At 65.1% G+C, this 22,203-nt stretch carries 20 protein-coding genes; 10 read left to right on the top strand and 10 right to left on the bottom strand.

Annotation, left to right across the window (positions count from 1 at the left end; genetic code table 11):
- The first annotated feature begins 131 nt into the window (after nucleotides 1-131).
- The 3 genes from L6D89_RS27515 (at nucleotide 132) to L6D89_RS27505 (ending at nucleotide 4,365) form a co-directional block, all read left to right on the top strand.
- Nucleotides 132-1,511 (top strand): sodium:solute symporter family protein, encoded by a 1,380-nt coding sequence (locus tag L6D89_RS27515; RefSeq protein WP_045212329.1) that lies wholly within the window; start codon nucleotides 132-134, stop codon nucleotides 1,509-1,511.
- A 100-nt stretch (nucleotides 1,512-1,611) separates the two neighbouring features.
- Nucleotides 1,612-3,213, top strand: coding sequence for a 5-guanidino-2-oxopentanoate decarboxylase (locus L6D89_RS27510; RefSeq protein ID WP_236201759.1), 1,602 nt, complete (start codon nucleotides 1,612-1,614; stop codon nucleotides 3,211-3,213).
- A 426-nt stretch (nucleotides 3,214-3,639) separates the two neighbouring features.
- A complete protein-coding gene (locus L6D89_RS27505; protein ID WP_236175042.1) occupies nucleotides 3,640-4,365 on the top strand; it encodes an MBL fold metallo-hydrolase in 726 nt (241 codons plus the stop codon).
- 62 nt (nucleotides 4,366-4,427) lie between these two features.
- On the opposite strand, the gene L6D89_RS32660 is transcribed toward L6D89_RS27505, so the two are convergent.
- The 4 genes from L6D89_RS32660 to L6D89_RS27490 all read right to left on the bottom strand — a co-directional run bounded on the left by L6D89_RS32660 (nucleotide 4,428) and on the right by L6D89_RS27490 (nucleotide 8,129).
- Entirely contained in the window at nucleotides 4,428-4,562 is a 135-nt protein-coding gene (locus L6D89_RS32660; RefSeq protein WP_276574846.1) for a PA1414 family protein, read from the bottom strand.
- A 175-nt stretch (nucleotides 4,563-4,737) separates the two neighbouring features.
- Nucleotides 4,738-5,676: a DMT family transporter gene (locus tag L6D89_RS27500; RefSeq protein ID WP_236201758.1), complete on the bottom strand. Its 939-nt coding sequence runs from the start codon at nucleotides 5,674-5,676 to the stop codon at nucleotides 4,738-4,740.
- 210 nt (nucleotides 5,677-5,886) lie between these two features.
- Nucleotides 5,887-6,984, bottom strand: a complete 1,098-nt coding sequence (locus tag L6D89_RS27495) for an extracellular solute-binding protein (RefSeq protein WP_236175044.1) — start codon at nucleotides 6,982-6,984, stop codon at nucleotides 5,887-5,889.
- 104 nt (nucleotides 6,985-7,088) lie between these two features.
- Entirely contained in the window at nucleotides 7,089-8,129 is a 1,041-nt protein-coding gene (locus L6D89_RS27490) for a histone deacetylase family protein (RefSeq protein ID WP_236175045.1), read from the bottom strand.
- A gap of 253 nt (nucleotides 8,130-8,382) precedes the next feature.
- Between L6D89_RS27490 and L6D89_RS27485 the strand changes: the two genes are divergently transcribed.
- Both L6D89_RS27485 and L6D89_RS27480 read left to right on the top strand, forming a co-directional pair.
- The gene (locus L6D89_RS27485) at nucleotides 8,383-10,842 is read left to right on the top strand and encodes a DUF3772 domain-containing protein (RefSeq protein WP_236201757.1); all 2,460 of its coding nucleotides are present in this window, start codon (nucleotides 8,383-8,385) and stop codon (nucleotides 10,840-10,842) included.
- 169 nt (nucleotides 10,843-11,011) lie between these two features.
- Nucleotides 11,012-11,578 carry a hypothetical protein gene (locus L6D89_RS27480; protein ID WP_236175047.1) on the top strand — a complete coding sequence of 189 codons (567 nt, stop codon included), beginning with the start codon at nucleotides 11,012-11,014 and terminating at the stop codon, nucleotides 11,576-11,578.
- Nucleotides 11,579-11,653: 75 nt separating this feature from the next.
- Here L6D89_RS27480 and L6D89_RS27475 read toward each other — a convergent pair whose 3' ends face one another.
- From L6D89_RS27475 to L6D89_RS27460, 4 genes are all read right to left on the bottom strand, one after another.
- The gene (locus L6D89_RS27475) at nucleotides 11,654-11,869 is read right to left on the bottom strand and encodes a DUF3079 domain-containing protein (RefSeq protein ID WP_024765270.1); all 216 of its coding nucleotides are present in this window, start codon (nucleotides 11,867-11,869) and stop codon (nucleotides 11,654-11,656) included.
- 119 nt (nucleotides 11,870-11,988) lie between these two features.
- Entirely contained in the window at nucleotides 11,989-13,008 is a 1,020-nt protein-coding gene (locus L6D89_RS27470; RefSeq protein WP_236175048.1) for an AraC family transcriptional regulator, read from the bottom strand.
- A gap of 225 nt (nucleotides 13,009-13,233) precedes the next feature.
- Nucleotides 13,234-14,415: a vWA domain-containing protein gene (locus L6D89_RS27465; protein ID WP_015476361.1), complete on the bottom strand. Its 1,182-nt coding sequence runs from the start codon at nucleotides 14,413-14,415 to the stop codon at nucleotides 13,234-13,236.
- Nucleotides 14,416-14,550: 135 nt separating this feature from the next.
- Nucleotides 14,551-15,396, bottom strand: a complete 846-nt coding sequence (locus L6D89_RS27460) for an AAA family ATPase (protein WP_015476360.1) — start codon at nucleotides 15,394-15,396, stop codon at nucleotides 14,551-14,553.
- 231 nt (nucleotides 15,397-15,627) lie between these two features.
- Between L6D89_RS27460 and L6D89_RS27455 the strand changes: the two genes are divergently transcribed.
- The 5 genes from L6D89_RS27455 (at nucleotide 15,628) to L6D89_RS27435 (ending at nucleotide 20,113) form a co-directional block, all read left to right on the top strand.
- Nucleotides 15,628-16,017, top strand: a complete 390-nt coding sequence (locus tag L6D89_RS27455) for a hypothetical protein (RefSeq protein WP_236201756.1) — start codon at nucleotides 15,628-15,630, stop codon at nucleotides 16,015-16,017.
- Nucleotides 16,018-16,026: 9 nt separating this feature from the next.
- Complete coding sequence (locus tag L6D89_RS27450) at nucleotides 16,027-16,227, top strand: helix-turn-helix transcriptional regulator (RefSeq protein ID WP_236201755.1); 201 nt, start codon at nucleotides 16,027-16,029, stop codon at nucleotides 16,225-16,227.
- Between the two features lie 80 nt (nucleotides 16,228-16,307).
- Nucleotides 16,308-17,282, top strand: coding sequence for a cysteine synthase A (gene cysK, locus L6D89_RS27445; protein ID WP_236201754.1), 975 nt, complete (start codon nucleotides 16,308-16,310; stop codon nucleotides 17,280-17,282).
- Nucleotides 17,283-17,542: 260 nt separating this feature from the next.
- Complete coding sequence (locus tag L6D89_RS27440) at nucleotides 17,543-18,589, top strand: polyamine ABC transporter substrate-binding protein (protein ID WP_236201767.1); 1,047 nt, start codon at nucleotides 17,543-17,545, stop codon at nucleotides 18,587-18,589.
- 618 nt (nucleotides 18,590-19,207) lie between these two features.
- Entirely contained in the window at nucleotides 19,208-20,113 is a 906-nt protein-coding gene (locus tag L6D89_RS27435) for a DMT family transporter (protein ID WP_236201753.1), read from the top strand.
- A 461-nt stretch (nucleotides 20,114-20,574) separates the two neighbouring features.
- On the opposite strand, the gene L6D89_RS27430 is transcribed toward L6D89_RS27435, so the two are convergent.
- Nucleotides 20,575-21,480: a DMT family transporter gene (locus L6D89_RS27430; protein ID WP_236201752.1), complete on the bottom strand. Its 906-nt coding sequence runs from the start codon at nucleotides 21,478-21,480 to the stop codon at nucleotides 20,575-20,577.
- 85 nt (nucleotides 21,481-21,565) lie between these two features.
- A complete protein-coding gene (locus L6D89_RS27425) occupies nucleotides 21,566-22,063 on the bottom strand; it encodes a GNAT family N-acetyltransferase (protein WP_236175054.1) in 498 nt (165 codons plus the stop codon).
- Between the last annotated feature and the right edge of the window lie 140 nt (nucleotides 22,064-22,203).

Here is a 22,203-nt window from a genome sequence, read left to right as displayed (position 1 = left end):
CCGGCTTCGCGCGAGCTGACGCAAAACGCATCACCTGAAAGCCCCATCGGACCGGTTGCCGCCGGTCCGATGCCCTACCGCACGCCACAAGCGCGCGGCAACAATGACAATGCAAGTGTGAGGAGCCGACCATGGCGTTAGATCTGATCGTCGTACTGATATATGCCGCTGGCATGTTGTGGCTGGGCTGGTACGGCATGCGCCGCGCCAAGACCCACGAAGACTACCTGGTGGCCGGCCGCAACCTCGGCCCGGCGTTCTACATGGGCACCATGGCCGCTACCGTGCTGGGCGGCGCCTCCACCGTTGGCACCGTGCGCCTGGGCTACGTCCATGGCATCTCCGGCTTCTGGCTGTGCGCCGCACTCGGCGCCGGCATCATCGCGCTGAACCTGTTCCTCGCCAAGCCGCTGCTCAAGCTGCGCATCTTCACCGTCACCCAGGTCCTGGAGCGCCGCTACAACCCGATGGCACGCCAGGCTTCGGCGGTGATCATGTTCGCCTACGCACTGATGATCGGCGTGGTCTCCACCCTGGCCATCGGCACCGTGATGCAGGTCCTGTTCGGCCTGCCGTTCTGGGTGTCCGTGCTGCTCGGCGGCGGCGTCGTGGTGATCTACTCCACCATCGGCGGCATGTGGTCGCTGACCCTGACCGACATCGTGCAGTTCATCATCAAGACCGTCGGCCTGATGTTCATCCTGCTGCCGATCTGCCTGCATCGTGTCGGTGGCTGGGACGAGCTGGTAGCCAAGCTGCCGAGCACCGCCTTCAGCTTCCACACCATCGGCTACGACACCATCATCACCTACTTCCTGATCTACTTCTTCGGCATCCTGATCGGCCAGGACATCTGGCAGCGCGTGTTCACCGCCCGCGATGAGAAGGTCACCAAGTACGCCGGCACCGCTGCAGGCGTGTACTGCGTGATCTACGGCCTGGTCGGCGCGCTGATCGGCATGTGCGCCAAGGTGCTGCTGCCCGACCTGGACAACGTCAACAACGCGTTCGCCGCCATCGTCCAGTCCGCCCTGCCGGACGGCATCCGTGGCCTGGTGATCGCCGCCGCCCTGGCCGCCATGATGTCCACCGCCAGCGCCGGCCTGCTCGCCGCTTCCACCACCATCACCGAAGACCTGCTGCCGATCTTCACCGGCCAGCGTTCCACCCGCCTGAGCCTGAACCGCATCTGCACCCTGCTGACCGGCATCCTGGTCCTGGGCATCGCCCTGGTGGTGAACGACGTGATCAGCGCCCTGACCCTGGCGTACAACCTGCTGGTGGGCGGTATGCTGATCCCGCTGATCGGTGCCATCTACTGGAAGCGCGCCACCACTGCCGGCGCGATCACCAGCATGGCCCTGGGCTTCATCACCGCGCTGGTGTTCATGCTCAAGGATGGCTTCGACGCCAACACCCCGATCTACTACAGCCTGGCCATCGGCCTGGTCAGCTTCATCGTCGTCAGCCTGCTGTCGCCCCGCCCGGCAGCTGTTGCCGACGCGGCCTGACAAGGCATTGCGCTAGGCAAAAGGGCGCGGCGAGCTGATCTCCGCGCCCTTTTGCATGATCAACGACCACGACCTCACCCACGAACTCCAAGGAACTGCCATGACCACCTGCGGCGAATTCCTCGTCAAGCAACTCGAAGCCTGGGGCGTCGATACCGTTTTCGGCATCCCCGGCGTACACACCGTCGAGCTGTACCGCGGCCTGCCCCACAGCGGCATCCGCCACATCACCCCGCGCCACGAACAGGGCGCCGGCTTCATGTCCGACGGCTACGCCCGCGTCACCGGCAAGCCGGGCGTGTGCTTCATCATCACCGGCCCGGGCATGACCAACATCCTCACCGCCATGGGCCAGGCCTACGCCGACTCGATCCCCATGCTGGTGATCAGCAGCGTCAACGAACGCTCGCGCCTGGCCCACGGCAACGGCTACCTGCACGAGCTGCCGAACCAGCGCGCCATGGTCGCCGGGGTCAGCGCCTTCAGCCATACGCTGATGAGCGTCGAGGAACTCCCCGCCGTGCTGGCCCGCGCCTTCGCCGTGTTCGACAGCGAGCGTCCGCGCCCGGTGCACATCGAGCTGCCGCTGGACATCATCACCGCCCCGGCCGACCACATGCAGGTGCGCCCGCGCGTGCAACTGGCCCGCCCGGCTCCGGCGCGCTCGCCGCTGCACGAGGCCGCCGCCAAGCTGGCCAAGGCGAAGAACCCGCTGCTGCTGCTCGGCGGCGGCTGCGTCGAAGCCCAGGCCGAAGCCCGCGCGCTGGCCATCGCCCTCGATGCCCCGACCGCACTGACCATCAACGCCAAGGGCCTGCTGCAACCGGAACACCCGCTGCTGATCGGCAGCAACCAGTCGCTGATCCCCGTGCGTGAGCTGGCCGAGCAGGCCGACGTGGTCCTGGCCATCGGTACCGAGCTGGGCGAGACCGACTACGACGTGGTGTTCGACGGCAACTTCAAGATCGGCGGCGAGCTGATCCGCATCGACATCGACCCGCAGCAGCTGATGCGCAACTACGCGCCGAGCATCGCCATCCACAGCGACGCCCGCACCGCCATGCGCGCCCTGCTCGAACTGCTGCCGGCCCGCCAGGCCGACGCCAACAGCCCCGGCGCCCAGCGCGCAGCCAAGGTACGCGCACAACTGGCCGAGGACTTCAGCGGCTGGGCGCACTACCGCGAGCTGTTCGGCAAGATCCTCGAAGTGCTGCCCGATGCGCGCTTCGTCGGCGACTCGACGCAGACCGTCTACAGCGGCAACCACCTGGTGGAACTGGACGGCGGCCGCCGCTGGTTCAACGCTTCCACCGGCTACGGCACCCTCGGCTACGGCCTCCCGGCCGCCATCGGCGCCAAGCTCGGCGAGCCGGGCCGCCCGGTGATCAGCCTGATGGGCGACGGTGGCCTGCAGTTCACCATGACCGAACTGGCCAGCGCCGTGGAAGCCAAGGTGGGAATCATCGTCCTGCTGTGGAACAACTACGGCTACGGCGAGATCAAGCGCTACATGGAACGCCGCGACATCACCCCGCTGGGCGTGGATATCTACACCCCGGACTTCCTCGCCATCGCCAAGGGCTTTGGTTGCGAAGCCGAACGCGCCCGCGACCACGCGCACCTGCAGGAATTGCTGCGCAGCGCGCCTAGCGATCGCCCGCTGATCGTGGAAGTGATGGAAGCGGCGCCTTTCGCACCGTAACGCTTTCGTAGGGCGCATAACGCGCCAGCGTTATCCGCCGCCAGCCCTCGACTCCGGCGCTGATGGCGGATAACCGTGAACGGTTATTCGCCCTACGTTCGCGTCACTCCATCCCCCTGCCCTCTCCCAGGGGGAGCGGGAATCCGCCAGAGCCGAGCGGCGGCGCAGCTACCGGCGACGCCGCTCCAATCCCCCAAGGCTCCGAACGGTTCCCTCTCCCCCTGGGAGAGGTTAGGGTGAAGTCTCCTTGTAGGAGCGAGCTCGCTCGCGAACCACCCACCTCGGAACTGTTCGCGAGCAAGCTCGCTCCTACGAGAGTCCCAAACGCTCCGAGCCTGGCCCTGCCATCAATCAATGGCACGGTGCATCGGCGTACAACCATTAGCGGTTGTACGCCCTACGTTCAGCACGACAAGGCGCGCAACCATGAAGATCGTCACCCGCGACCGCTGGTTCGAGGTCCGTCACTGCTACGACGGCGTCAGCCTGATCCACGAGCCCTACGTCCGCCCCTTCTACCGCTGCAACATGTGGCACATCCAGGGGCGCGACCGCGACGTGCTGGTGGACAGCGGCTCGGGCCTGGTCAGCCTGCGCGAACAACTGCCCTGGCTCACCGAGCGCCCACTGCTGGCCGTGGCCAGCCATACCCATTTCGACCACATCGCCGGCCACCACGAGTTCGCCGAGCGCCTGGTGCACCCGGCCGAAGCCGACATCCTCGCCAGCCCCGACGGCGAGCGCACCCTGGCCAGCGCTTTCGTCGACGACGAAATGTTCGACGCCCACCCGGACTGTCCGCTGTGCTATGCCGAATACCGCGTCAAGGCTGCGCCGGCCACCCGCACCATCGATGAGGGCGACGTGCTCGACCTCGGCGACCGCGCCCTGCAGGTCCTGCACACCCCCGGCCATTCACCGGGCGGCATCAGCCTCTGGGAAGAGAAGACGCAGACGCTGTTCTCCGGCGACATCATCTATGACGGCCCGCTGATCGAAGACGCCTACCATTCCGACCTCGACGACTACGCCGCCAGCCTCGCACGCCTGCGCGAGCTGCCGGTGCGCACCGTGCACGGCGGGCACTTCGACAGCTTCTCCGGGGAAAGACTGAAATCGATGATCGACGACTGGTTCAAGGCCCACGAATAACGGGCGCACCATGAAAAAACCCGCCAATTGGCGGGTTTTTCTCTTGCGGTAGCGGGGCGCGATCAGTAGCGCCGACGCTGCTCCATCAGGCGACGCTGATCGTCGCTGCGGATGGGGATGGGTTGCAGACGTGGAGGCTCGATCAGGCCGAGCGCGACACCGAGTTTCCACGCAATGCTTTGCAGCCAGACTTTCATGGAATGCCTCCTCGTTCGAATTCAGGTCGGGCGACCCGTTACCACCATGGGCCGCCCTAGGAAGAATAGCCCGGCGTCCCACTCTCCGCCCGTGCCACTCACTCCTTGAAACAAAGACTATCGTCTTCCCTCATCGCGGCGCCTGACCTGAATCAAGAGCGCGACAATTCCCATATCAGCGACGAAGCATCCGCCGGATCCACTGTTCGCTGCTCACCAGCGTGATGCCGGCCAGCACCAGCACGGCGCCCGCGACGAAGTTCAGGGTCAGTGGCTCGCCGAGGATCAGCACGCCAAAGGCGATGCCGAACATCGGCGTCATGAAGGAGAACACCGCCAGGTTCGATGCCAGGTAGCGGCGCAGCAGCCAGAACCAGGTGAAGTAGCTGAAGAACGACACCACCAGGCCCTGGAACAGCACGCTGCCCACGCCGATGGCGGTGAAGCTCACATCCTGGGTCTTGCCCAGCGCCAGCGCGGCGAAAGGCAGCAGCAGCGCAGCGATGAGCAACTGGTAGAACAGCGTGAGGATCGGCTTGGCCTCGGACAGCCGCGTGGTGCGCACGGCCACCGTGGTCATGCCCCAGGCGAAGCCGGCCAGCACACCGAAGGCGTCGCCCAGCAGCATGCGGCCATCCATGTTCGCCAGCTCGAACCCGCCACCGAAGCACATCGCGATCCCCGCGAAGCACACACCGATCCCCAGCCACTGCAGCGGCCGCAGGCGCTCGCTGGGCAGCAGGAAGTGCAACGCCAGCGCCGAGAAGATCGGTGCCGTATAGATGAACACCGCCATGTGCGAGGCCGACGTGTAGACCAGCCCCTGGGCGATGAAGAAGAACTCGGCGGCGAACAGCACGCCGGCCAGCAGCCCGCCCTTGACAGTGCCATGGCGCAGGAAGCCTTCCCAACCGCCACGCCAGCACATCAGCAGCCCCACCACCACGGCGGCCACCAGGTTGCGGCCGAAGGCCTGCATGATCGGCGCGATGTCGTGGGCAGCCAGTTTCACCATCACCGCCTGGATACCCCAGATGATGCACAGGCCGGTCATGACCTGGATGGCGAAGGCATCGGCGCCCTTGCGCTCAACGATAGTGGCTGGGGAATTCATGAACGCCTCCCTGAGAAGGCGTGTGCAGCAGCACGGCAGGTCATGGCAAGGCTCGGCAGCAAAGCTCAGCGCTCAAGGCTCAGCAATTGAGGATATTCGGGAAGCCCAATGAAAATCGGCGGACCTCCTCGAAGAAGGTCCGCCGATCATGCCAGTTCGCGGCGCTCGGCCGCCAACGGAAATCCGCTGTTCAGAGCGCCGTGGGCGACATTATTTGCCGGATTTCACCTGGGTCCAGGTGCGCGTGCGGATACGCTCGAGCTTGGGCGGCAGCATTTCCACCGAGAACAGCTTGGCCTGCACGTCCGCCGGCGGGTAGACGTTGGGGTTGTCGTGCAGCTCCTTGGAGATCAGCCCGTCCGCCGCCTGGTTGGGGTTGGCGTAGGCGACATAGTCGGAGATCGGCGCGACCACTTCCGGGCGCAGCAGGTAGTTGAGGAAGGCGTGGGCCTGCTCGACGTTCTTCGAGTCCTTCGGAATCGCCAGTACGTCGAACCACGCTGCGGCGCCTTCCTTGGGAATGCGGTACTCGATGTGGATACCGTTGTTGGCTTCCTTCGCGCGGTTGGCCGCCTGCATTGCGCCGCCGGACCAGGCCAGGGCCACGCAGACATCACCGTTGGCGAGGTCGGTGACGAACTTCGAGGAGCTGAAGTAGGTAATGTGCGGGCGCAGTTGCGCCAGCAGCGCCTCGGCTTTCTTGTAGTCGTCCGGATTGTGGCTGTTCGGCGACAGGCCGAGGTAATGCAGGACCTGCGGGATGACTTCGGTGGGCGAATCGAGGAAGGCCACGCCGCAGGATTTCAGCTTGGCCAGGTTCTCCGGCTTGAACACCAGGTCCCAGGAGTCCACCGGCGCGTTGTCGCCGAGCACGGCCTTGACCTTGTCGACGTTGTAGGCGATGCCGTTGGTGCCCCACATGTAGGGCATCACGTACTGGTTGCCCGGGTCCTTGCTCTCCAGCACCTTGAGCAGGGCGGGATTGAGATTCTTCCAGTTCGGCAGCTTGCTCTTGTCCAGCGGCTGGAACACGCCGGCCTTGAGGTAGTTGGGCAGGAAGCTGTCGCTGGGCACGACCACGTCATAGCCGGAGTGGCCGGAAAGCAGCTTGGCTTCCAGTACTTCGTTGCTGTCGTAGACGTCGTATTGCGGCTTGATGCCGGTCTCGCTCTGGAAGCCCTTGAGGGTGTCCGGGCCGATGTAGTCGAACCAGTTGTAGATGCGCACTTCCGGCGCGGCGCTGGCGGCACCGGCGGTGACGAGGGTGGCGGCGGCGAGCAGGCCGCGCAGCGCGGTATTCTTGTTCATGTCCTTCCCCAGTTGGATGCGCTCGCACTCTGACCATTACCAACGACGGGTCGCGAGCCATAAAAAGCAATCGGGCGGAAATTCATCCGCCCGATCTTCTCTACTTAGCGTGCAGCGCCTTCGTAGCCCTGCAGCACGTTCACCGCGTTGACGCCGATGGCCTCCACCGCGTAACCGCCTTCCATGATGAACAGGGTCGGGATACCCAGTGCGGCGATGCGCTCGCCCATCTTCAGGTAGTCCGGGCTGTCCAGCTTGAACTCGGAAATCGGGTCGTCCTTATACGTATCCACGCCCAGCGATACAACCACCGCGTCCGGCGCATAGTCGGCGATCTTCCGGCACGCATCGTCCAGCGCGGCGAACCAGCCATCCCAGCCGGTGCCATGGGGCAGCGGGTAGTTGTGGTTGTAGCCTTCACCGGCGCCCTCGCCGTGCTCGTTGGCGTGACCGAGGAAATACGGGTACTCCACCAGCGGGTCGCCGTGGATCGAGGCGAACAGCACATCGTTGCGGCGGTAGAAGATGTCCTGGGTGCCGTTGCCGTGGTGGTAGTCGACGTCGAGGATCGCCACGCGCTTGGCGCCCTGGTCGAGGAACGCCTGGCTGACGATGGCGGCGTTGTTCAGGAAGCAGTAGCCGCCCATGAAGTCGCTGCCGGCGTGGTGGCCCGGCGGACGGCACAGAGCGAAAGCCGTGTTGGCACCCTGGCGCATGTGGTCCTGGGCGGTCAGCGCGACCTGGGCCGAGCTGTACACGGCCTGCCAGGTGCCGGCGGTGATCGGCGCCTCAGTGTCGAAGCTGTAGTGGCCCACTTCGCCCATCAGCGCAGTCGGGATCGGACCGTCACGCAGCAGGCGGCGGCCCGGGAAGGTGGTGGAGACCAGGTCGCCGCTGTGGCCTTCGGCCGCCCAGCGGGCCCAGGCGCCCTTGAGGAATTCGACGTAGCGGGTGTTGTGCGCGCGCAGGATCGGCTCCATGCCGAAATCCTTGGGCTCGATGATTTCGCCCAGATTCTGCGACTTTACGCGGGCCAGCACGGTATCCGCGCGGCTAGGCATCTCGAAGCAGGGCTGGAGTTTGCCGTCGACCAGTTCGGACTGGCCGAAATGCAGGCGGTGATCATCGCTGTACACGGTAAGCATGGGAGTACCCTCTGAAGGATTCTTGTTGTCCGGTGACGGGAATTCTGCCCAGCGACTGCGCTGCACAAAACAGCGGAAGCGGCCAAAAGGGGATCGATGTGGCCAGAATTTCTGACCCTTAACCATCTGCATGCGTTGATTATCCGGATTCCCCCGGCAAAGGCCAGCCACTGCGGCGCTATGCTCCAGGGAATTGTCCCGGCCTTTGGCCGGTCGAACACCGACAAGCGTTTTGACCACAGGATGGGGGAATATGCGGGAAACCTTCATACGCGCCTGCAGCCGTGCGCTGCTGATGCTGACCTTGGCGCTGGCCGGCGCCGGCGTCGTGCTGGCGGACGAGCCGACCGATGTCCAGGCCGGCGACACCATCGAACTGCCCGAGCTGCCCGAAGACGCCAGCCTCGACCAGTTGAGCGAGCGCCTGGAACTGATCCGCCAGCGCGTTTCCGCCGACAGCGACGACGGCCTGCTCTCCAACCTGCGCCAGGCCGCACTGCAGGTTCAGGCGCGCGCCGAGCAGAGCGCCACCGATCTCGGCTCGCAACTGGCGCGCAGCGACGACCAGCTCAAGGTACTCGGCCCCGCCACCCCCAATGAAGCACAGAGCCTTACCAACCAGCGCAACGACCTGCTGGCCGAGCAGAAGCAGCAGCAGAAGCAGCAGGACCGCGCCAACCAGCTGGACAAGAACGCCCAGGATCTCGCCGCACAGATCGTCAATCTGCGCCGCAGCCAGTTCAACTCGCAGATCGCCACGCGCTACCCGCCGCCGCTGAGCCCGCGCTTCTGGTCGAGCCTGATCCGCCCCACCGACGATGACCTGTCCCGCCTGCAAGCGGTTCGCGGGCAGATCGGCGATACCTTTGCGCTGACCTGGCAACCCGAGCACCGCTGGCCCTTCATCGGCTGTCTGGTCCTCGGAGCGCTGCTGTGGATTCCCGGCCGGCGCCTGCTGGAACAGTTGCTGACCAAGGCGATGATCCGCTGGATTCCGGTGGGCCGCCTGCGTCGCAGCGCCCTTGCCGTGGCAGTCAGCCTCGCCACCATCGTTACCCTGGGCGGCGGTGCCGCGCTGATCCGCGAGGGGCTGGACTGGCACGATCAACTCAACGGCAGCATGACCAGCCTGGGCGATCAATTGCTCACCCTGGTGATCTTCTGCACCTTCACCGCCGGCCTGGGCCGCGCCCTGCTCGCCGTGCAGCGACCGTCCTGGCGCCTGCCGGACCTCCCCGACCCGGTGGCCGACGCCCTCTCCCCCTTCCCCTGGCTGATGGCCTGGCTGCTGCTGGTGCTCGGCACCCAGGAGCGCCTGAACAGCGTCAGCGGCGCCAGCCTGGCGTTGACCGTTGCGGTGAACGCCATCACTGCCATCGCCACCGCCGTGCTGTTCTCCATCGCGCTGTACCGCTACCGTCGCGCCCGTCGCGAGACCGAGGGCCACGAGACCTCGGCGCTGGCCGGGATCATCGTGCTGGCAATGATGATCACCGTGCTGCTGATCGTCCTGGCGCTGGTCAGTGGCTACCTGTCGCTGGCCTACTTCCTCGCCGGCAAACTGCTCTGGGCCAGCGTCGTCTGTGCCACGGGCTACCTGCTCACGACCCTGTTCGTCGACCTTTGCGAAGCGCTGCTCTCGCCCAGGCAGAAGCTCGGCGCGCGGCTGGCCGAGAACCTCGGTGTCGACCCTCGCCATCAGGCGCAGTTCGCCACCCTGCTGACCGGTGCCGGGCGCACCCTGCTGGTGCTGTCCACCGTACTGATCGCCTTCTCCACCACCGGCACCAGCCCCGGCGAGCTGCTCCAGGGCCTGGTGCGACTGGTGGAAAGCGGCCAGTCCCTGGGCCGGCTGAACATCGTCCCGCAGGACATCCTGCTGGCACTCGGCACCCTCGCCGCCGGGCTGTTCGGCCTGCGTCTGCTCAAGCGCTGGCTGGCCGACGAGCTGTTGCCGGAAACCAGCATGGACGTGGGCATGCGCGCATCGCTGGTGACCCTGGTGGGCTACATCGGCATGGTCATCCTGGTGCTGCTGGTGCTCTCGGCGCTGCGCATCAACCTCACCAGCCTGACCTGGGTGGTCAGTGCCCTCTCGGTGGGGATCGGTTTCGGCCTGCAGGCCATCGTGCAGAACTTCATCTCCGGCCTCATCCTGCTCACCGAGCGTCCGGTCAAGGTCGGCGACTGGGTCAGCCTGACCGGCGGCGTCGAGGGCGACATCCGCCGCATCAACGTGCGCGCCACGGAAATCCAGATGTCCGACCAGTCCACAGTGATCGTGCCGAACTCCCAGTTCATCTCGCAGAACGTGCGCAACGTGACCATGGGCAGCGCCCTGGGCGTGGTCGGCATCAACCTCACCCTGCCGCTCGACACCGACGTGCAGAAAGTTCGCGAGCTGATGCTCAAGGCCTACACCGAGCACGAGAACATCGTCGAGACACCCGCTCCTTCGGTGACCTTCAAGGACCTCAGCGCCACCGGCCTGACGCTGGCAGCTTCCGGCAACGTCAGCAGCCCGCGAGCGGTGTACGGCACCAAGAGCGACCTGCTGTTCACCATCTTCAGTGGCCTGCGCGAGGCCGGGATCAACCTCTCTACGCCCCAGAACCTGATCCTGCAGCGACCGTCGCTCACCCGCGGCGAGCCAACCGACGAGGTGCCAGAGCCTTCGGCAGAGGAAACTCCCCTGCCCAAACCCCAGCCCTAGAGCAGTTGCTGCGGGACCGCCCGCAGCAGCCTCGCGTAGCCATCCGTGCCGCACGCAGCCACGAATTCCAGGCGCTTGCGGCCGGAAACAATTCGTCATTTGCCCGTCATCAATCGGTTATGTGGCGCCGTGAAACTCGCAGGCTTTCAACCCCAGGGAAGCCCCCGAGATGTTCAATAACAAAGCCAACAAAGCTGCATCCATCGCTCTGCTCGTCGCCGCCCTCGCTGGCTGCGCCGCCCAGGCTCCGGTAGCCAGCAAGGAAGCCACGCCCAACAACGACGACTGGTACCTGGTGCGTACTGACGAAACCCTCTACCTGTTCGATGACGCCGCCGTTTACCGCGACTACATCGTGACCGGCAAGACCGCCTACACCAAGGAAGTCGGCGAGAAGGACAAGTTCGGCCAGAACGTCGTCCTGGTCGTGCGCGCCGAGGACAAGGACAAGGACGCGAAGAAGGTCGCCTCCTACCAGTTCTACAAGCAGAGCCTGCCGCCGGCCGCCGGCTTCTACGGAGAAATCCGCCAGGAAGGCGTGATCTATGTAGCCCAGCGCTATGGCGACATGGTCGACATGAACGGCCTGGGCGAGCCGATCTTCCGCCACACCGAAATCGCCAGCGGCCCCAACGGCGAGCGTGTGGTGTACCTGATGCAGAAGGAAGAGAAGAAGCCGGTCGGCCTGATCGCCCGCTTCCAGAAGATCTACGGCATCACGCCCGCCAAGGGCTGATGACGAAAAAGCGCGCATTCCGGGGAGGGAATGCGCGCTTTTTCATGGCCGGCGCCGCAACGGCGCGGGTGTGTGCTAGCTGGAAGGCTCCAGTTGCACGGCAGAAATCGTTTTCGGCGCCTCGATACCCCAATCACCGAATTGATACCAGTCATCGCCGAGCATCTCGGCCGGGTGCATGGTGCGGTCCGCACCGTTGCCACAGGCCAGGTTGGTGGCCGGGCAGTAGCGGTCGCAGCCCCAGCAGATGCGTTCGGGGTGCGGTGGATTGAGCGGGAATTTCTTGGCCATGGTCAGGCCCTCGGAGGTTTCCTTGTGGGATTCCTGAAGGCTATGCCTGTCAGACGCGCCTGCTCCTTGATCTACGGCAACTGCGCGCGAATTTCAGGCGCTGCTCCTGCGCACGGTTCTCAAGCGCGGAAGTGGCTCGGCGGCTGGCCGCTCCAGCGCTGGAAGGCGTGGCGCAGGCTGGCGGTTTCGCTGAAGCCGAGTTCCTCGGCGATTCGGTAGATCGGCATGTCACCGTCCTGCAGCAGTTCCTTGGCACGGGCGAAGCGCAATTCGTCGAGCAGTTGCTGGTAGCTGGTCTGCTGTTGCTGCAGGTGGCGGCGCAGGCTGCGCGAGGAGCAGTTGAGGCGGCGCGCCAGTTCTTCCAGGCCCGGTGGTTCCTGCAGGCGCTCACCGAGGATTGCGCGGACCTTGTCCAGCCAGGCGCGACGGGCGGCCAGGTCGATGTTCTGGCGGCGGCACTGTTCGAGCATCTCGCGGTGGGTCACGGCATCAGCCAGCGGCAGGCGCATGTCCAGCCAGCTGGCAGGGAAGCCGATGGCACTGCGCGCGCAATTGAAACTCAACTGGCAGCCAAACAACGTGGCGTAGGCAGCACGGCGATCGACCGGGCCCTCGTAGTCGAACTCCGCGCGCACCAGCGGCAGCGGCTGGCCGAGCAGGTCGGCGCAGGCCACCTTCAGCGAGCCCAGGCACAGCTCGGTGTTGAACGGGCGCAACTCCTCCTCTTCGCCGTAGCCGGTGGCGACCAGCCAGGCCATGTCGCCGTCCACTTCCAGCGCGAGGTGGAAGTAGGTGCCCAGCAATACCGGGTAGCTCAGGCCGATGCGCAGCGCTTCGCCCAGGGTCGGCGCGGAGATCAGCGCGTAGCCGAGCAGGCCATAGGCGGTGATCCGCGTGCGCACGCCCAGGCGCAGGCCAAGTGCGGGCTCGCCGGCGAGATTCTGCACATTGCCGAAGACCTGCTGTTCCTGCCAGGGGCTGACCAGCCGACGCAGGTCGAGCAGGTCGTCGCCGGTGATACCGCTGCCCTCGAGGATGGACTCGCGGCTGTGCCCCTCGGACTCCATCAGCGCGACGGTCAGCGAGGTCATGTGCAGGGAGTTGAGCCAGGTGGAGCGGGAGAAGGTCAGAGGATTCATTCGATGCCCATCGTAGACGCTACGGCGCCCCCGTCAGTGTTACCAGCGCAGGGGCAGGTCAGGAGCAGGCAAGTTGCGTGCCGGCCACCCAGCCTGGCCGGATCGATCCCCATCTTACGGGGCCTCGGGCGTGATGCGGAAGTTTCGAGCCTCCGCTGCGGGGTTACCTTTGCGGACATCGGGACGCTGCGGACGCACCGTCCCGGTGCTCAGACGCGGCAGAGTTCAACCACGGGAAAGGAAGCGCATGCCCTCTTCCAGGCCGCTCAGGGTCAGCGGGAACATCTGTTCCTTCACCAGCTCGCGCACCAGGCCGGTGGAGGCGGTGTAGTTCCAGGTGTCCTTGGGGTACGGGTTGATCCAGATGAGCTTCTTGTACTTCTCCATGAAGCGCTGCATCCAGACATAGCCGGCCTCCTCGTTCCAGTGCTCGACGCTGCCGCCGGCCTGGGTGATCTCGTAGGGCGCCATGGCGGCGTCGCCGACGAACACCACCTTGTAGTCCGGCCCGTACTTGTGCAGCAGGTCGAAGGTGGCGGTGCGCTCGCTGGAACGGCGCAGGTTGTTCTTCCACACCGATTCATAGATGAAGTTGTGGAAGTAGAAGTACTCGAGGTGCTTGAACTCGGTCTTGCAGGCCGAGAACAGTTCCTCGCAGACCTTCACGTGGGCGTCCATCGAGCCGCCGATATCCAGCAGCAACAGGAGCTTCACGGTGTTGCGGCGTTCGGGACGCATCTGGATGTTGAGCAGCCCGGCGTCCTTCGCGGTGTGGTCGATGGTGCCGTCGATATCCAGCTCTTCCGCCGCGCCTTCGCGGGCGAACTTGCGCAGGCGGCGCAGGGCGATCTTGATGTTGCGCGTGCCCAGCTCGACCTGGTCGTCGAGGTTCTTGTACTCGCGCTGGTCCCAGACCTTGGCGGCCTTGCCCTGGCGCTTGCCGGCGTCGCCGACGCGGATGCCCTCGGGGTTGAAGCCACCGGAGCCGAACGGGCTGGTGCCGCCGGTGCCGATCCACTTGTTGCCGCCGGCGTGGCGTTCCTTCTGCTCTTCCAGGCGCTTCTTGAACTCCTCGATGAGCTTGTCCAGGCCACCCAGGGACTGGATCTGCGCGCGCTCCTCGTCGGTCAGCAGGCGCTCGAATTCCTTGCGCAGCCACTCTTCGGGGATCAGCGCCTTGAGGTGGTCGTCGAGCTTTTCCAGGCCCTTGAAGTAGGCGCCGAAGGCCCGGTCGAACTTATCGAAATGGCGCTCGTCCTTCACCATGATGGTGCGGGCGAGGTAGTAGAACTCGTCCATGTCGGCGAACACGACGCGGTGCTTGAGCGCATCGATCAGGTCGAGCAGCTCGCGCACCGACACCGGCACCTTGGCCGCGCGCATTTCGTTGAACAGGTTGAGCAGCATGGCTGCACCCTCTCATGAAGCAGGTGCTCTTCGTAGGAGCGAGCTTGCTCGCGAAGCTCTCTGCGAGTCAGCAAGGTTCGCGAGCAAGGACTAGGCGTCCCCCTCGCTCCTAAAACAAAAGAGCAGATTCGGTGATCAGCGCGAAGCGCGGCGGCTCATGAACGCCAGGCGTTCAAGCAGTTGCACATCCTGCTCGTTCTTCACCAGGGCGCCAGCCAGCGGCGGGATGGCCTTGGTGGGGTCGCGTTCGCGCAGCACGGCTTCGCCGATGTTGTCGGCCATCAGCAGCTTCAGCCAGTCCACCAGCTCGGAGGTGGAAGGCTTCTTCTTCAGGCCCGGCACCTTGCGCACGTCGAAGAAGATGTCCAGCGCCTCGCTGACCAGCGTGCCGCTGATCTTCGGGTAGTGAACGTCGACGATCTTCTGCAGCGTCTCGCGGTCGGGGAAGGCGATGTAGTGGAAGAAGCAGCGGCGCAGGAAGGCGTCCGGCAGTTCCTTCTCGTTGTTCGAGGTGATGATGATGATCGGGCGCTGCTTGGCCTTGATGGTCTCGTTGGTCTCGTAAACGAAGAACTCCATCTTGTCGAGTTCCTGCAACAGGTCGTTGGGGAACTCGATGTCGGCCTTGTCGATCTCGTCGATCAGCAGGATCACGCGCTCCTCGGCCTCGAAGGCCTCCCAGAGCTTGCCCTTCTTGATGTAGTTGCGCACGTCGTGGACCTTGTCCACACCCAACTGCGAGTCGCGCAGGCGGCTCACCGCATCGTACTCGTAGAGGCCCTGGTGGGCCTTGGTGGTGGACTTGATGTGCCAGGTGATCAGCTTGGCGCCGAAGGACTCCGCCAACTGCTCAGCGAGCATGGTCTTGCCGGTGCCCGGCTCGCCTTTCACCAGCAGCGGGCGCTGCAGGGTGATGGCGGCGTTGACCGCCAGCTTGAGGTCGTCGGTGGCGACGTAGGACTGGGTGCCTTCGAACTTCATCGGTGAATCCTCGAACGATAGCGGGCCGGGCGTTCTGCCGGGCCGGGCGAATGGTCGGACAAGCTGCGACTATACCGCGCAGCCAAGGCGAGTGTGAACGCAGACGCGGCATTCAGTCATTGAATGGCGGGTCAGGGGATGACTGATCGCGATTGGCCTGCCGATGACAAGTTTACTTTACATCGCAGAATTCCCGATGTTAAGTTTGCTTTACATCAAATGGAGACCGCGATGAATCCCGCCCTGCGCCGCTACACCCTGTCCTGCGCCGCCCTCATGTTCCTCTACTCCGCCCTGGTGGCGCTGATCAGCTGGGGGCTGGACCTGCAGAAGCTGCCGTATGTCCTGCGCGTCCTGGCCGCCGCCTCTCCTGCGTTGCCGCTGCTGGCGATGCTTTATGTATTCGACCGCTACCTGTGCAGCGAGCCGGACGAGTTCCTGCGTTTCCTCCTGTCCCGCGCGGCGATGCTGGCCGGCGGCGTGGTGGTCGGGCTGTTCAGCGCCTGGGGCTTCCTCGAACAGTACGCCGCCTGGCCACGCTTTCCGGTGATCCTCGCTTTCCCGCTGTTCTGGGCCGCCTACGGGGTTGCCGTGGTGCTGCTGCGCCGGCGTTTTGCCTGAGGAAGACCTATGCACAATCGCCTCAAGGAACTGCGTGCCGAGCACGGCTGGAGCCAGCAGGACCTCGCCGCGCAACTGGGCGTTTCGCGGCAGAGCGTGATCGCCATCGAGAGTGGCAAGTTCGACCCCAGCCTGCCGCTGGCCTTTCGTATAGCCCGCGCCTTCGGCCTGCCCATCGAGGCCATCTTCAGCGACGCACAGCCCGACTGAGCCGGGCGCCCCGACTGGACTACGAAGCCCGCCGGGCATAGGCTGCTGGGTCTGCACAGCTCCAACCTAAGGAACGCATCATGAGCCGCATTTTCGCCGACAACGCGCAGTCCATCGGCAACACGCCGCTGGTCCAGATCAACCGCATCGCCCCGCGCGGCGTCACCATCCTGGCCAAGATCGAAGGGCGCAACCCGGGTTACTCGGTGAAGTGCCGGATCGGCGCCAACATGATCTGGGATGCCGAGTCCAGTGGCCGTCTGAAATCGGGCATGACCCTGGTCGAACCGACCTCCGGCAACACCGGCATTGGCCTGGCCTTCGTCGCCGCCGCCCGTGGCTACAAGCTGATCCTGACCATGCCCTCCTCCATGAGCCTGGAGCGGCGCAAGGTGCTCAAGGCCTTGGGCGCGCAAATCGTCCTGACCGAACCGGCCAAGGGCATGAAGGGCGCCATTGCCAAGGCCGAGGAAATTCTCGCCAGCGACCCCGCCAAGTACTTCATGCCGGCGCAATTCGACAACCCGGCCAACCCGGCGATCCACGAGAAGACCACCGGCCCGGAAATCTGGAACGATACCGATGGTGCAGTGGACGTGCTGGTGGCTGGCGTGGGGACCGGCGGGACCATCACCGGCGTGTCGCGCTTCATCAAGAACACCAAGGGCAAGCCGATCCTTTCGGTAGCCGTGGAGCCGGTCGCCTCCCCGGTGATCAGCCAGGCACTGGCCGGCGAAGAGATCAAGCCCAGCCCGCACAAGATCCAGGGCATCGGCGCTGGTTTCGTGCCGAAGAACCTCGACCTGTCGCTGGTCGACCGCGTCGCCACCATTGCCGACGAGGACGCCAAGAACATGGCCCTGCGCCTGATGCAGGAAGAAGGCATTCTCTGCGGCATCTCCAGCGGCGCTGCCATGGCCGCCGCAGTGAAGCTCGCCGAAGAACCGACCATGCAGGGCAAGACCATCGTGGTGGTGCTGCCGGATTCGGGCGAGCGCTACCTCTCCACCATGCTCTTCGACGGCCTGTTCGAGGACCAGGAACTGGTCCAGTAAGACATTACCTGCCCCGCTCCGGGGCAGTTTCCTACCGGCCGTTCCGATCGGGTGCGGCCTGGGTCACGTGCGCTGTCTGCGGACCCGCAGGCAGCCATGGCCCCTCGCCATGTTCCGGCAAAATGGTTAATTCTTGCCCAGCCCCGCGACACAGCGTCGCCCATCTTTCGTGGATGGCCGGGGTTTTCCGCACCGTTGTCAGGAACACAAGAATGAAAATTTCCGCCCCGTTGCTCTCCACCCTTGCACTCTCGCTCACGATGGCCGCCGGCGCCGCCCAGGCCGACAGCGTGAAGATCTACAACTGGTCCGACTACATCGCCCCGGACACCGTGCCGACCTTCACCAAGGAAACCGGCATCCAGGCGACCTACGACGTCTACGACAGCAACGAGACCCTCGATGGCAAGCTGATGACCGGTAAATCCGGTTACGACATCGTGGTGCCGTCGAACCACTTCATGGCCAAGCAGATCCAGGCCGGCGCGCTGAAGAAGCTAGACAAGAGCCAGCTGCCGAACTGGAAAAACCTCAACCCGGTGCTGATGAAGGCGCTGGAAGTGAACGACCCGGGCAACGAGCACGGCTTCCCCTACCTGTGGGGCACCACCGGCATCGGCTACAACCCGGCGAAGATCAAGGAAGTCCTCGGCGACAACGCGCCGATCGATTCCTGGGACATCTTCTTCAAGCCCGAGTACATGGAAAAGCTGGCCAAGTGTGGCGTAGCGGTGCTGGACAACGGCCCGGAACTGCTGCCGATCACCCTGAACTACCTGGGCCTGCCGCATCACAGCCAGAAGTTGGATGACTACAAGAAGGCCGAGGAAGCGCTGCTCAAGGTGCGTCCGTACATCCGCTACTTCCACTCCTCCAAGTACGTCAGCGACCTGGCCAACGGCGAGATCTGCGTAGCCGTCGGCTTCTCCGGCGACATCCTGCAGGCTGCCACCCGCGCCAAGGAAGCCAAGAACGGCGTGGAAATCCAGTACTCCACCCCGAAGGAAGGCTCGCCGCTGTGGTTCGACATGGTCGCCATGCCGAACGACGCGCCGGATGAAAAGGCCGCCTACGCCTTCATGAACTACCTGCTGCGCCCCGAAGTGATGGCCGGCGTGAGCAACTACGTGCACTACGCCAACGGCAACCTGGCCGCCGACCCGCTGGTGGACAAGGCGATCAAGGCCGACCCGGCGATCTACCCGCCGCAGGACAAGATGGCCAAGCTGTTCGCCCTCGAATCCATGCCGATGAAGATCGACCGCGTGCGTACCCGCACCTGGAACACCATCAAGACCGGCAAGTAAGCGTCACCCTTGCCTGACAACGCGCGGCCCTGGCCGCGCGTTGTCGTTTCTGCCGATTGCACCGGGCCGGATTCGCAGACGGAGCCCGCTCCCCTGAGCAATGCCGGAGGCGAACGCCTTGTAGGAGCGAGCCTGCTCGCGAACGGGCGCCGCGACGGAATCGGTTCGCGAGCAGGCTCGCCCCTGCGAAAAGCGCCAGCCCACGAGCAGCCTGTGCGCGTTGTCGTTTCTGTCGCAGGAATCGCAGATTGCCGCGCGACTCGCACAGGGCTCGCCAGCGGCTTTCGGCGCCGCTATAGTCAGTCCACGCAGCACCGTTGCTGCGCCACTGAACAGGTTCGCCGTCCATGTCCCGATACCCATTGCCCGATCCGGCAATCAGCGCTGCAGCCTCCCCGGCACGCGGCGCGGGTGCGGGCGCGGCCTGCCCTCCCCCTCCTGTCGTCGCTGTCGCGTCGCCTCCGCCACCCGGTGCGGCCTACCCGCCACCCGGCGTGAGCTTCTGACGCCTCACGCGTTTTTCACCGCCTGGTTTTCCGCGTTCAACTCACGCGGCTCCCGGTATGTGTCCGGCCCTGCGCAGGCCGGTCGTGATCTGCCTGACGACAGGTGCATTGCATGATTTCGTTCACTCGTTCTTCCCTGGCCGGCCTGGCCAGTACCTCGCTGTTCGTGCTGCTGTGGAGCAGCGCCGCCATCATCAGCAAGTGGGGCCTGGCCCATGCATCGCCGATGGTGTTCCTCATCGCTCGCTTCGGCACCGCGTTGCTCGCCTTGCTGGTCATTTCCCCACTGATCGGCCTGCGCTGGCCACGTGAGCGCAAACAGGTGCGCCACGCCGTGCTTACCGGCCTGGTAATGCTGGGCATCTATCCGATCTTCTACCTGATGGCGCTGGACCTGCACGTCACCCCCGGCGTCATCGCCACGGTACTGGGCGTGCAGCCGATGCTCACCAGCTTCCTGCTCGAACGCCGGCACTCGGCGCCGCGCCTTGCCGGTCTCGCGCTCGGGCTGATCGGGCTGGTGATGGTGGTCTACCAGAGCATCGGACTGTCCGGGCTGACCTTCGCCGGGCTGGCCTGCTGCCTGCTGGCGCTGCTGTCGATCACCGGCGGTTCGATCCTGCAGAAGAACATTCGCGAGAACCCGCTGGGTACCCTGCCGCTGCAGTACATCGCCGGGCTGGCGCTGTGCGTCGCCGTGGCGCCGTTCCAGCCACTGCACGTGGAGTGGAATGCTGCGTTCATCCTCAGTGCCCTGTGGATGGGGCTGATGGTCTCGGTGCTGGCCACCGTGCTGCTCTACCGGATGATCGCGGCGGGCAACCTGGTCAACGTCACCAGCCTGTTCTACCTGGTGCCGGCGGTCACGGCGCTGATGGATTACGCGGTGTTCGGCAATCGCCTGTCCGCCCTTGGCCTGCTGGGTATGGGGCTGATCGTGATGGGGTTGATGCTGGTGTTTCGCAAGACGGCTCCGGCGCAGGGCGCTGGGAACGCACAAGCGGTGGATAACGGATAGCCCGCTGCGAGGGTGACTCCCTCACCTAACCCTCTCCCAAGGGGAGAGGGACAGCTTGGGCGCAGGAAGAAACCCTTGTGTCGGCCGGCACGAACGGCTCCCTCTCCCTCAGGGAGAGGGGACGGTTTGGGTGCAGGGAGAAGCCCCTGTGTCAGCCGGCACGAACGGCCCCCTCTCCCTCTGGGAGAGAGGACGGTTTGGGCGCAGGGAGAAGCCCTTGTGTCGGCCGCCACGAACGGCCCCCTCTCCCTCAGGGAGAGGGGACGGTTTGGGTGCAGGGAGAAGCCCTTGTGTCGGCCGCCACGAACGGCTCCCTCTCCCTCTGGGAGAGGGGACGGTCTGGGTGCAGGGAGAAGCCCTTGTGTCAGCCGCCACGAACGGCCCCCTCTCCCTCAGGGAGAGGGCTGGGGTGAGGGGAACCTGCTGCACCGAACTTTCAGCGCCCGCCCCTCACTACCCAATCACCCCGCCGCTTCCACCTTCGCCACCGGCGCCGGGCGCAGCACCAGCCACAATGCCGCGGCGATCAGCACGCCACCCTGCAGGTGCGCCCAGGACAGCGACTCGTCCAGCAGCAGTACCCCCCAGAACACACCGAAGGGCGGGATCAGGAAAGTCACCGTCATGGTCTTCAGCGGGCCGATGCTGGCCAGCAGGCGGAAGTACAGGACGTAGGCGAAGGACGTGCAGAGAAAACCCAACCCGGCCAGGGCCAGCAGGACTTTCGGCTCCAGCAGCGGCGCCAGCGGCATGTCCAGGCTGGTACCGAGGAAGAACGGCAGCAGGCACAGCGTCGCACCAGTCTGGCTGCCCAGCGCCGAGACGCCGAAGTCCAGGCCACCCTGGTCGTTGATCCAGCGCTTGGTGATGAAGCCGGCGAAGCCGTAGCAGGTGGTCGCCACCAGGCAGGCGGCAGCCCCCCAGAGCAGCCCGGCATCGAACGGCACCGGGCCGGCGCGGGTCAGCACGGCGACCCCCGCCAGTCCCAGCAACACGCCCAGCGACTTGGCGCCAGTCAGCGCCTCGCCAAAGAACAGCGAGCCGATCAGCACGCCCATCAGCGGCGTGGTCGCGTTGAAGATCGCCGAATAGCCGGCCGGCAACGTCTGCGCCGCCAGGCTGTACATCAGCACCGGGATACCCGAGCTGATTACGCCGATGATCAGGATGCGCCCCAGCTTGCCGCGGAAATCCCAGCGCGTGCGCAGCACCAGCAGGATGACCACCAGCCCGAGCGCAGACAGGAACACCCGGAAAAACGCCGTCGGCATTACCCCGATGGCCGGCACCAGTTGGCGCATGAACAGGAAGCTGGCACCCCAGATGGCGGCCAGAGCGAGCAGGTTCAGCAGGGCGGCGGGATTCATCGCGAACAGCTCCAGGGCAGGTAGGCCACCAGACTACGCTGGTGGAGAATCACATCCATCCACAGCTGACTTTCAAAGTCCACCATCAGCTCCTGCGCAGGCGCGCCATGCTCAGCACGTCGGTGTAGACGCCGTCGCGAATGGCGTATTCGCGCAATTGCCCCTCCACCTCGAAGCCGAACTTCTGGTACAGCGCGATGGCAGGCTGGTTGTCGGAAAAGACGGTGAGCTCGACACGGCGCAAGCCCATCCAGTTGTCGGCAACTTCCATCAGTTCCGCCAGCAAGCGTGTGCCGACTCCCCGGCCCTGCCAGGCAGTTGCCACACCCATGCCGATACTGCCGCAATGCGCCCGGCGCACGCGCGGGTACTGTTCCAGGCTGGCGCTGCCCACCACCTGGTCCTGGTGCATCGCCAGCAGCGTCAGCCGACGCTCGTCATCCAGTACCAGTCGCTTGCGCCATAGCTCCGGCGCCTGGTGCGGCATCTGCAGCAGCTGGCGAGCGACCGCAGGCTCGTTGTAGAGGGCCGCGAGGCCATTGATGTGCTGCTCCGTGCAGCGTTCGATGCGGATGCCGTCCATCGTTTGTCAGCTCCTTGCCAGAAAGAACGGGCCGACCAGCATACGTGGGATACGCCCGGGAAAGCTGAAGGATCGTCCGGAGAATTCGCCCTTTCCCTCGCCGTTGGCCGTGGCTAAGCTCGCTGCACAAGAATTCTGCA

Source organism: Pseudomonas pseudonitroreducens (assembly GCF_021603645.1).
Lineage (GTDB): Bacteria > Pseudomonadota > Gammaproteobacteria > Pseudomonadales > Pseudomonadaceae > Pseudomonas > Pseudomonas pseudonitroreducens.
The sequence above is the reverse complement of the archived record's forward strand: the minus strand, read 5'-3'. Positions and strand labels throughout refer to the sequence as shown.